The sequence below is a fragment of the bacterium genome (assembly GCA_022616075.1).
In the GTDB taxonomy this organism is placed as follows: Bacteria; Acidobacteriota; HRBIN11; order JAKEFK01; family JAKEFK01; genus JAKEFK01.
The window spans coordinates 1-10149 of record JAKEFK010000057.1; the positions used below are offsets into that span (position 1 = coordinate 1).

The 10149-nt window shown below is 47.7% G+C and carries 9 protein-coding genes; 3 read left to right on the forward strand and 6 right to left on the reverse strand.

Annotated elements, in window-relative coordinates:
- Nucleotides 1-208: 208 nt before the first annotated feature.
- The 3 genes from L0156_04910 to L0156_04920 all read right to left on the reverse strand — a co-directional run bounded on the left by L0156_04910 (nt 209) and on the right by L0156_04920 (nt 6154).
- Nucleotides 209-973 (reverse strand): SDR family oxidoreductase, encoded by a 765-nt coding sequence (locus L0156_04910; GenBank protein MCI0602334.1) that lies wholly within the window; start codon nt 971-973, stop codon nt 209-211.
- A 67-nt stretch (nt 974-1040) separates the two neighbouring features.
- On the reverse strand, nt 1041-3893 hold the full coding sequence (locus L0156_04915; protein MCI0602335.1) for a TonB-dependent receptor: 2853 nt from the start codon (nt 3891-3893) through the stop codon (nt 1041-1043).
- A 242-nt stretch (nt 3894-4135) separates the two neighbouring features.
- A complete protein-coding gene (locus L0156_04920) occupies nt 4136-6154 on the reverse strand; it encodes a sulfatase-like hydrolase/transferase (protein MCI0602336.1) in 2019 nt (672 codons plus the stop codon).
- Nucleotides 6155-6180: 26 nt separating this feature from the next.
- Between L0156_04920 and L0156_04925 the strand changes: the two genes are divergently transcribed.
- The 3 genes from L0156_04925 to L0156_04935 all read left to right on the forward strand — a co-directional run bounded on the left by L0156_04925 (nt 6181) and on the right by L0156_04935 (nt 8426).
- The gene (locus L0156_04925; protein MCI0602337.1) at nt 6181-6492 is read left to right on the forward strand and encodes a hypothetical protein; all 312 of its coding nucleotides are present in this window, start codon (nt 6181-6183) and stop codon (nt 6490-6492) included.
- A 9-nt stretch (nt 6493-6501) separates the two neighbouring features.
- Complete coding sequence (locus L0156_04930; protein ID MCI0602338.1) at nt 6502-7080, forward strand: hypothetical protein; 579 nt, start codon at nt 6502-6504, stop codon at nt 7078-7080.
- Between the two features lie 116 nt (nt 7081-7196).
- Entirely contained in the window at nt 7197-8426 is a 1230-nt protein-coding gene (locus tag L0156_04935) for a methyltransferase domain-containing protein (protein MCI0602339.1), read from the forward strand.
- A gap of 14 nt (nt 8427-8440) precedes the next feature.
- On the opposite strand, the gene L0156_04940 is transcribed toward L0156_04935, so the two are convergent.
- The 3 genes from L0156_04940 to L0156_04950 all read right to left on the reverse strand — a co-directional run.
- Nucleotides 8441-8593, reverse strand: coding sequence for a hypothetical protein (locus L0156_04940; GenBank protein MCI0602340.1), 153 nt, complete (start codon nt 8591-8593; stop codon nt 8441-8443).
- Between the two features lie 103 nt (nt 8594-8696).
- Nucleotides 8697-9467 carry a hypothetical protein gene (locus tag L0156_04945; GenBank protein MCI0602341.1) on the reverse strand — a complete coding sequence of 257 codons (771 nt, stop codon included), beginning with the start codon at nt 9465-9467 and terminating at the stop codon, nt 8697-8699.
- A gap of 502 nt (nt 9468-9969) precedes the next feature.
- Nucleotides 9970-10149 (reverse strand): hypothetical protein (locus L0156_04950; GenBank protein ID MCI0602342.1); only part of this gene is annotated, 180 nt, incomplete at its 5' end.

Consider the following 10149-nt stretch of genomic DNA (forward strand, 5'->3'; position numbering starts at 1 on the left):
CCGCTGTAAACTCCCGCCGGCAGGTGATCAAATTGCGCAAACTGCGGAATCGGCTCATCGATCATCAGAAGAGGAATGGAGAGGCGGGCGCCCTGTACTTGATACGGATCGAAAGTTAACAATATGGTTAATGATCCGATAGGCGTAGGTTTGGACATTTGCTGTCAACAGGTAATTCTAAATCTTGAAACAGAAACCAGTCAAATAACTACCTCGCGCACGTTAACGCGCGACCTCCGTCGATACTATACGTTACTCCTGTAATCCAGGCTGCTTTTTCCGATGCAAGAAAAAGCACCAACTCGGCGACCTCTTCTGCTTGTCCCACACGTCCTAATGGATGAGTGCCTGTCGAATGTTCCAGGAATGCCTGATACTGTTCTTCCGTCATTCCACCGGCTCTGTGAAGCTGTGTGACCACAACGCCGGGATTGATTGCGTTGATTCTTACTCCTTTGGGGGCGAGCTCGAGAGCGGAGCATCTTGTAAATTGATCCACAGCAGCTTTGCTCACAGAGTAAGCTAGAACGCCGGGGAAGGACCGCATTCCCGCAACACTGGAAACTACAACGATGTTTCCCTTTCGCGGAATCAATGTAGGTAAGGCGAGTTGAGTAAGATGAAACACCGAACGAAGATTGATGTTCATCATGGTGTCCCAATCCGACAGTGTGGTTGTTTCAATCGTTCCGCTTGCGATGATTCCTGCTGCGTGAACAAGGATGTCGATGCCTCCCAGCTGAGCCATGACCCGATGAACACAATGGCTACGTTCATGTTCGCTTGTTAAGTCGCAAGTGAACGGGTGAAAACCTGTTTGGGTTTTCGCGATTGCTTGCAGGGCTTCTTCTTTTCGAGCAACCCCTGCAACACGGGCGCCATGCTGAAGAAACAGCATCGAGATCGCCCGTCCGATGCCGCTACTGGCGCCGGTGATCAATGCAATTTTCCCTTCCAGTTCCATGGATGTCATCTTATCATGCGGGCAATAAAAAAGGGGTGGCCCGTGCGGACCACCCCCTGAGTAAAAATCTACTCTATTAGAATTCTACACGGAAACCAATCTGAGCCAAACGCTGTTCGCCCCGGCCTACGTCTCCTGCGAATACTCGTGGTGTTCCAAAGGCAGCGGAATTCCGATCGCCTCTGAAGACAGCAGGATTTTCCGCGTTGAAGAGGTTAAATATTTCGAAGATTCCTTCGATTCGCACTGTCTCGCCGATTTCGAAAATTTTGCTGACTCGAAGATCGAGCTGAGTCTGCTTGTCTTCGCGGTTCGAATTCACAGCGTCAACACCAGGCGCTAGACTGTACGCAAAACCGTCTCCGTCCAGGTCTTGGACAACAAAGACGTTAAACGGCACCGACGAACGTGCGCGGAAGAATCCGGAAAGCCGAATGTCGTAAGGGAGATCGAAGATGCCGGAGAGAATGATGCGATGACGAGCATCTGTATCCACAGGTCCAACCTGACGTGGATCGTCCTTGGGGCCAAGCATGAAATTGAGTGAACAATCCCGGCAGCCGCCAAGCGCGCCTGTGCTGCCCAATCGGAATTCATCCGTTCCCGGCAATGTATTCCCTTCCGCTCGGGACAGAGTATAAGAAGCCTGCACTTGCACACGCTCGGCCACGCGACCTCGATAGCTGAAGCTCAGTCCATCGTAATCGCTGAAACCGCCGTTGTACCAGACGCGGAAGTTTCCAAAATCCGGCAGAATATCTACACCATTGATATTTCCGTTCGCCCGGAAGCGAAGAAATTGGTCTCGAACTTCCGTACGAACATAGTCGACGTCAATTGCGGAATTATCCGTAAGCTGATGGCTGACTCCAACGGAGTATTGTCTTGTGTACGGAACCACGAAGTCGGGTGAAGCAACTTCGTTGGGCAGATTTGGCGCCAGACCCGGAAGTGAATTAGGAGGCAACGGATCGCCGACTTGGAAGAAACTTCCATCTGCATTCCGAATTCCATTGGGATCTTCAACAAAGTACTCCACTCCGTAATTGCCAAGAGCTGCAGTCGGGAACAGAATGTTGGCATTTGTGTACGGGAAGTCGTAATAGAGTCCAAAGCCGCCTCGAATCACGGTGATACCATCGGCATTCCAATCGTAAGCAAATCCAACACGAGGCTGGATGTTATTCTTGTCGTTTCGCAGCACTCCGTCCGGATGTTCCTTGAATGCACGCAGCCACGGGAAGTCAAACGGCAACGCAACGAGAGCCGGATAGAGTGCGTTCTCCGATTGATCCAAATCAAATCCGCTTACGTAGTCGTAACGAAGCCCAAGGTTCATTGTCAACTTTTCGTTCACATTCCAGTCATCCTGGAAGTAAATACCAAACTGTTTGTTTGGAGTTTCATCGCCGAACTCGCCACCAAAGCGAGTAATAGTAGTGATTGGCGAGCTCCGGTCATCGAACAAGTGTACAAATTGATTCTGAGTACCGGTTGTGAAGGTTCCACCCAGGGTCGGTTCATGAACGAAATTGATTCCAGTTTTGAAATGATGATTTCCTCTCCAGCTGAAACTGAAATCATCTTTGAACTGAAACTTTTCCTGCTCGGTCGTCTGAGGTGTGTTAATGTTCTGTCCCAGATAGATGCCGTTTTCCGGAAAGAATTCGGAAGCGTCTTCGGAACTGGGACGGATCTCGTTTTTGAAATCGGCCCACTGGAAAGTGAATTCGTTCAGCTTATCTTCGCTGATCACATAGCTGTGACTGGCCAACAGCGAGTGCATATCGTTTCTGAGAGTGCCTCGCGCGTTGGGAGCATTATAGGGAGCAGCTCCATAAATGGTTGTCGTCTTTTGCTGACCGTAACGTACCGTTAGGAACTGCGTTGGGTTGAGATTTGATGTTACTTTACCAGTAAAAAGAGTGTCGCGAGTCGGCACAGTTGCTGGACCGTCAAATTCAGGAGCAACACCGGCTGTATCGACAATTGACTCTACGTCATCCTGTAATCTTGAAAAGGAAGCGAAGAAATGGGCACGATCTTTGACGATCGGTCCGCCGAAGCCGGCGCCAAACTGTTCCCGACTGAAAGGAGTAGGATCTTCGATATCCGAGTTCGCTTCTGATGTCGATAACGAATTCAGTTTATCGTCGCGAAATAATGCGGTGAAGCTTCCGTGTAATTCGTTCGTCCCTGCTTTGGTTACAACGTTCAGAACGCCGCCGCTAGACCGTCCATATTCCGCCTTGTACCGGTTGGTCAAGAAATTGAATTCAGCGACCGCATCCAATGGAAAGAATTGATTAATTCCTCCAACGGTGTCATCGTTATTGTCCCCACCATCGATCGTTACGTTCAGGTTGCGACCACTGCCACCAATCAAACTGACCGCCGCGTTACTGGGTCTGGTGGGGTCCGGATGGAATCCGAGAGTGGTTCCGGGAGCCAATGCTGCCAGGTTGGCAAATTGGCGTCCGTTTAAGGGCAGATTCTCTACCTGTTCCGGAGTGACAACCGTAGCAACGTGAGATTCCGTTTTTTCAATCAATGGCGTCTCACCGGTTACTTCGATTACTTCAGCAGTCGAAGAGAGACGCATTGCAAAATTGACGCTAACCGTGCGTCCTACATCCACTCGGATGCCTGTTTGCACTTGAGTTGCGAAACTCGCAAGTTCGGCGCTTACATCATACGTGCCGAACGGTACTGACGGAATACGATAAGCTCCGTTATCCGCAGTAATATCAAGACGCGACCAGCCGGTGTCAACATTCTTTGCTGTAACAGTTACACCGGGCAAACCTTGACCCTGATCGTCCCTGACCACGCCACTAAGTGTTCCACTGCCCAACTGAGCAAATGCGGGAGTCCCGACTAAAAAACTTGTAATCAGTAGGGCAACTGAGAAAACCCATAAGTTTCTCATACAATTTCCTCCAGAGAAGCGTAAATAAAAACCAGGTTTAGTCAACAATCGTAATTTTGTAACATTATCATAACACGGATTTTGCCGACTAAAGAGCAAGTCCTATACCACGATGTTCTAAATGGAAAAGGCTTTTACCTACAACTACTTAGCATTCAACCTAAGACCTATCTCAGAGATAGGTGGATTCATTTTCTTGGATTGAATTCTCTTTTTTGAATTTGTTTTACGATCGTACGAAATTACGGAAGCTGGGAAAGGAGAAGTTGGGCGTTCGCTTTTTCCTGTTTCATCCAGTCCGGCGCAATTTTCAAAAATGTCAGATAAAGTGTTTTTGCGCGTTGGTGTTCGTTCAATGAATGAAAGGCAATAGCCATGTTGAGATAGACTTCAACGAACCTGGGATCCAGACGAAGGGCGTTTTCAAAATGAGGAAGGGCTTCTCTGGTCTGTTTTTGTCGGACCAGTACCGTCGCGAGTCCGTTTTCAGGGTAGGCATAGTGCGGAGAAAGCTCAATCGCTTTTCTGTAAGCCTCTGCGGCTTTCTCCAGCTCATTCAATTCCCGATGCGCGTTCCCAAGATTATTCCAGGCCACAGCATTATTCGGATCCATTTGTAACACCTTTACGAATTCAGCTTTTGCTTCAGCGAATCGGCCCGTCTCAACACGGATCATGGCGCGGATTCCATGAAACTCCGAACGTTGCGGCTGGATAGCAAGCGCCGCTTCTGCAGCGCGTAGCGCTTCGCCGTAATTTTTCATCTCCCGGTAAGTCACCGCAAGTTCGTGATATGCGTTTGGATCGGAAGGATCGTTTTGTATCGCCTGTTGCAATTGTTCTGCCGCCGCATTCAGATTTTTAAGCTGGCGATAATGACTCGCTAAAGATAACCGGAAGAAATTATTGTTCGGTTCTTCACGAACTAACGCTTGCAACAGTTCTACTTTTTCCTGACTGTCTGGTTTTGCTTCTAAACTTGACTCATATCTCGACCAGAGCGCGATTTTGTCTTTTGGATCTTCTGTACGATTTTGTTTCGGGACCGTTGCTACGCTGATGTAGCCAAGGCTCTTCAGCTTCTCGAGAGTCTCCTGATCGGGCGTCGCTGCTTTCGCGGAAATCGAGATCATGGAAGTGAGATCCCTTTTCATGGGACGCGAAATATCTTGCTGCGCGCTATATAAATTATTTCTTTCGTGGGAATCGCCGCTTAGATCGTAAAGTTCAGACCTGGTCGTGGCAATCAATTTCCAGTTTTCCCGGATCAAACCCTGCAAGCCGTTCCAACCGAGAAGCTCTGCATACCGCGATTCGAAGTAAACATCAGCTTTGCGAGGTTGGAAGAGCGAATGTCCGTCGCGGCTTCGCAAGTCCTGAATTCCTGCAAGCTGCAGCAAGGTGGGTGCTACATCCACAGCTGCTACAATATTAGAAACACGTTTCTGCTTTGAGTCTGGATATGCAAGTATCATCGGAATCTTTAGAGTGCTGTTATAAACAAAGAATCCGTGTGTTTTCTCGCCATGTTCTCCAAGTGATTCTCCATGATCGCCCAGTAGGGCGACCACGAGTCGATCGGTAAGTTTTCTTTCTTGCAACCAGTCCATCAAGCGGCCGATCTGCTGGTCGACGAACGAAATCTCCTGCGCGTAGCCCGGATTGTATGGTGTATGGGGGTCGTAGAAATGAATCCACAGGAACCATTTTTCAGCGCGAAACTTCTCCAGGATTTTTGATGCGGCCGAGACGGTTTCATCTCCGCGCCTTTCGACTTCGAAATTGCTGGTAAGGGTCGGCATTCGTTCCATCCGGTCATCGTAAACATCGAAACCATCGGCTAAACCGAATTTACGATCCAGCACAAAAGAGGAAATAACAGCGCCTGTTCTGTAACCGTTCGCGCGAAAAGCAGCGGTGATCAGCTCTTCCTTCTTGTTAAAGATCTCCAGGCCATTTTGATGAACGCCATGCCGCGTGGGAAAGAGTCCTGTCAGAATGGAAGTATGAGAAGGGAAGGTCAGCGGAACCTGACAGAAAGCATTCTCAAACAGGATTCCACGGTTTGCAAGCTGATCGATGTTGGGCGTTTTGTTGGAACTTCCATAGCAAGAAAGATAATCGGGTCTGATCGTATCAATCGTGATCAATAAGACGTTTGCATCAGAGAAAACATGTTTCTCCGAACGCTTCTTGAAGAGGAACCACGTGGTAATTGCAATCAAGAGAGTTGCTGCCACAACTGGGATGATTTTTTTCATGAAAGTGTCTAGATTAAACTAACGCTATGGTCAACTTGAATGCAAGAGCAGAAATGCTCGGTCGCACGGAAATCGAGCTCAGGGCTGAAATGGCCGCCTCTTTAGGAAGGATCGGCAACACTCTGGCAAGCTTGATCGCGGATCTTAACCGGATTCGGCAGGAATCACGATTCCTTTCTGAACCAGAACGGTCTGCAAGGCTGGATCACTACCGGTCGGTTCGTTCGTGTGCGAAGTTGTATTTCTGGTATCTCATAGTACAGCGGGAAGCAGTCGGCATCAGAAACCATGAATCGTTGTGGGAGCCCTATCGGATCCCCGGACGGGATTTGAGTTAGAATCAATTTATGGACTCTTCAACCTTGGTGGCGCAAATTCAGGGATGTCTGAAGCAAGTCGAAGAAATGCGAAGCGAACGCCAGGCGATCGGAAGCCCGAAAGTAAAAGCCTGGAAGACCGAAGTGGAGCATTGTCTGCGGCTTGGTGGAAAGAATACATCCAAGCTGCTCACAAATTTTCAGTCTTTAAAATTTGGAGCGGGAGCGATGGGATCTGAAAGCATTGGCTCTTCCGAAGTTAAGTTTCAGACATATCAGGCGGAACTCGATGCCGCGGAAAAAGTTTTGAAAAACGCGATTCAAACAATTCAGATTTTCGGCGTTAGCGAAGAATCAAAACTGCCGGACTGGTTCAAGCCGGAAGCGAAAGCGACCGGAAAAATCCAAGTAGGCGGTAAAGAAGTTGATGTGCACACTCTTACGCTGAATGAATTCTTACTTGGCTTTGTCAGTCTTGCAGAAAGCGACAAAAGTTTAGATGAAACTTTAAAGAAGGAAGTTCGCGATCATGTTGCCGGCATCAGAAAAAATCCGCTGTTGCAACCCTTCTTAAATCAAACTCTCGATCGCATCTTTTCCAAATTGTAAAAGGGTACGATTGCCTCGCGCCCTTATGCGTAGTTGAAGGTTATCGAAAATCGTGAAGCTAAGGGGATTAAAGGATATATTTTCGGGGGCGGAGAACAGCGAGTAGGATACTGGCGTTGACCCGTCCACCGCATTTTCATCTTCTGCGTTCCATCTTTTCAAAATCTCCTGGACAGCTGACAGATCTTCCTACAGAAAAAATTCAGGAGATCAACCAAAAATCTGGAATCTATTATGAGGATCCCAACAGATTTGAAGACTGGAAGAACAAACCGTTTTCCGATACCAAGTGGGCGCCCTGGTCCTTATGGCGATTTGGTCTCCTTCTTTCAGCCTTGCGTCTACGTCCTGGCGACAGAGTTTTGGATTTTGGCTGTGGAACGGGGTGGACGTCCATCATGTTAGCGCAAATGGGTGCAGAAGTTGTCGGAATTGACGTAGCAGACTCTGCGCTTCAAATCGCTCGTGAAAATGCAAATCGAGTTCTTTCTGAGGAACAGTTGTCACGCTTGAAATTTGAACATTTTCACGGCATCGAGATATTTGCGGGAGCTGACTATTTTGATTTTGTAATAGTCTTTGAAGCGCTGCATCATCTCCCAAATCCGAAAAGCATCTTGCAAGAGTTCTCTCGAGTTTCAAATGAATATGGATATTTTGCATTTGCCGAACCCGGACTAGGGCATGCATCCGCTCACTGTTCTGCCGAAGAAGCGGCTCTGGGCATTTTGGAGGAAGATCTCGACCTTGAAAGGCTTTACCAGACAGGCATGGAATCAGGATTTCGGAGTTTAGATATTCTGGTCCCCGCTCTGTCTCCTGACACATTTATACTCCCTATGGATCGGCTGAAATGGTTTCTACGTGGTTTGTCCTGGTTAATACCGGCGGACTTTGTTAGATCTGCAATTATTAATGCACCATTGGGTATCTTTCGAAAGAGCAAACATCGTATCACGTCACTTCATCCAAAATCACATGCAGCATCTATCCAAACCTACTCCAAAAGGATTTCGATTGCATGTGGTTTGCCTTTTGTAATTGAAACTCGAATTTGCAATCTTTCTGATACAGTGTGGTTACGGAGGGGCGCCAGAGGTCGGGGGTATGTACGCCCGGCGGCGCACCTTTTGAATGCAGATGGTGAGATTGTTGAATTCGATTTCGGACGATGTGAACTTCCCCATGATGTTAACCAGTCCGATTGCATAAGACTCGAGCTTAATCTTACCGCGCCGCGTGTGCCGGGTGACTACATCGTTAAATTGGACATGGTAAACGAGGGCATATGCTGGTTCGAAGAGGAGCGTTCGCCCACAGCAGAAACCTTGCTTCATGTTTCGTGATCTCTGCGGTGCTGCTAGAATTGGTCGATCGAGCGGTATTGCACCGCTTCGGCGGGATGATGCGACTGAATCTCAAGGGTGGAGTTCAAATCAGGGATGGTGCGAGCCACTTTGAGGGCGCTAACAGAATCAATCAATCGAACGGAAAATACAACCGAACCCTTCATGACAAGAGATGGCCTGTATTTATTCTGCGCCAGCAACAGTGGATTGACGATCGCGGTTGGTGATTATGCGAATACCAAAGTGTCAATAAGAAGTCAATGTAGACTAGCTGCCCTTACAAAACGTTATGTACGTGTTGAATATGGATTTTAACTGCGCAATTAACTTCCCATCTCTTGTAATGCAACCAGCGGCCCTCCCCATTTTCTTGTCTCCCTTTTCACCAAAGTTAGGAATTGCAAAGACTGCGGTGTCATCATCAATTATCCATAAATACAATGGCATTGTTTCTGTACATTGTGTAACATCAACAGCACGAAACTCGTTTGCCAAAGCGTTCTTCTGTTCTTGTTCGAGTGCAAGGATTAGATCCTTAATGTTCTGAAAATCGTCTGACTTACGTGCTGACCAACGGAGAAAACTTTGAAAATTCCTATTTGCATCGTGCTTTGGATTCTTGAGATCATCGATTGATAAGTCGTTGAACTGTAAAGTTGCCAACTTTCTAACTCTCTCCTCACTGTACACAAGCATCTGGACTTGAACTCCGTCCGACATGCGCAATTGCAGCTGTTCTCTATAGCGAATGTACTGTCGGTGGTCGGAATAAATCCCGTAGGCCGGGATATCACAAGCGACGAGGATTGTGTGATGGGCGCGACCTATTGCTTGTGTAAGCTCTGGCATAAATGTGGGAAACTGACCAACGAACCGTGTGGTCAAATTTCTTGCAATCTCTTCGACACGCCGAATTTCATATACAGCGACAACCAACATGATGATTGGAAGAACCCAAACTAACAGGGCGGTTACAAATTTCTTCCAGTTAGTGGCTCCACTTGAATTGTGATATCCCTGATAAAGGGAGTTTTCCAATATCGTGAGGCGCAGTCGTTGTTTCTATCACTGCAGAACTTTCCTCGCTCATGTGTCCTCCGATTCTTAATGAATAAGGATTTCTTGTACCCCTACTCTTGCACCGGGATTAATTTTCCAACGCAAAATAGCAAACTCTTGAAAAGAGTGCATTCAGCGATAGAGTCGAGCATGAGACAACAGTCCTAGGATAGATCACATTTTCCATTTTCCATCTCAGGATTCCCCTCCGAGAAGTACTTTCATTATACCGTAATATTTATGTGTTAAACATGCAAACGTAGTCACAAGATCTTGAGCGTGTTCTCGTTCGAGTAGAGATTTCAGTTTCGTCGCAATAGTTTAAACCTTGGGTTATCCATGTGTAGATTTTGGCCTAAAGGGAATCGCCCTGAGTTCTGGTTTTTAACCCCTTTGAATGGCACTCTCGTTACATCGTCGGCATGTGAAAATTAATGTTATCGAGTTTGATTCCCTTGTATTCCGCGCCTCTGCGGTGTTGCTAGAACTGGTCGATGGAACGGTATTGGACGGCTTCAGCGAGGTGATGAGACTGGATCTCCGGCGCGGAATCCAGATCCGCGATGGTTCGAGCCACTTTGAGCACCCGATGATAAGCGCGGGCGCTCAAATGGAATTTGCGAACCGACTTTTCCATCATTTCCAAACAGGCTGAATCCAG

What these genes read in the sequence shown, in the direction of transcription:
- L0156_04910 (MCI0602334.1), bottom strand. Translation starts at nt 973, where the DNA reads ATGACATCCATGGAACTGGAAGGGAAAATTGCATTGATCACCGGCGCC.
- L0156_04915 (MCI0602335.1), bottom strand. Translation starts at nt 3,893, where the DNA reads ATGAGAAACTTATGGGTTTTCTCAGTTGCCCTACTGATTACAAGTTTT.
- L0156_04920 (MCI0602336.1), bottom strand. Translation starts at nt 6,154, where the DNA reads ATGAAAAAAATCATCCCAGTTGTGGCAGCAACTCTCTTGATTGCAATT.
- L0156_04925 (MCI0602337.1), top strand. Translation starts at nt 6,181, where the DNA reads ATGGTCAACTTGAATGCAAGAGCAGAAATGCTCGGTCGCACGGAAATC.
- L0156_04930 (MCI0602338.1), top strand. Translation starts at nt 6,502, where the DNA reads ATGGACTCTTCAACCTTGGTGGCGCAAATTCAGGGATGTCTGAAGCAA.
- L0156_04940 (MCI0602340.1), bottom strand. Translation starts at nt 8,593, where the DNA reads ATGAAGGGTTCGGTTGTATTTTCCGTTCGATTGATTGATTCTGTTAGC.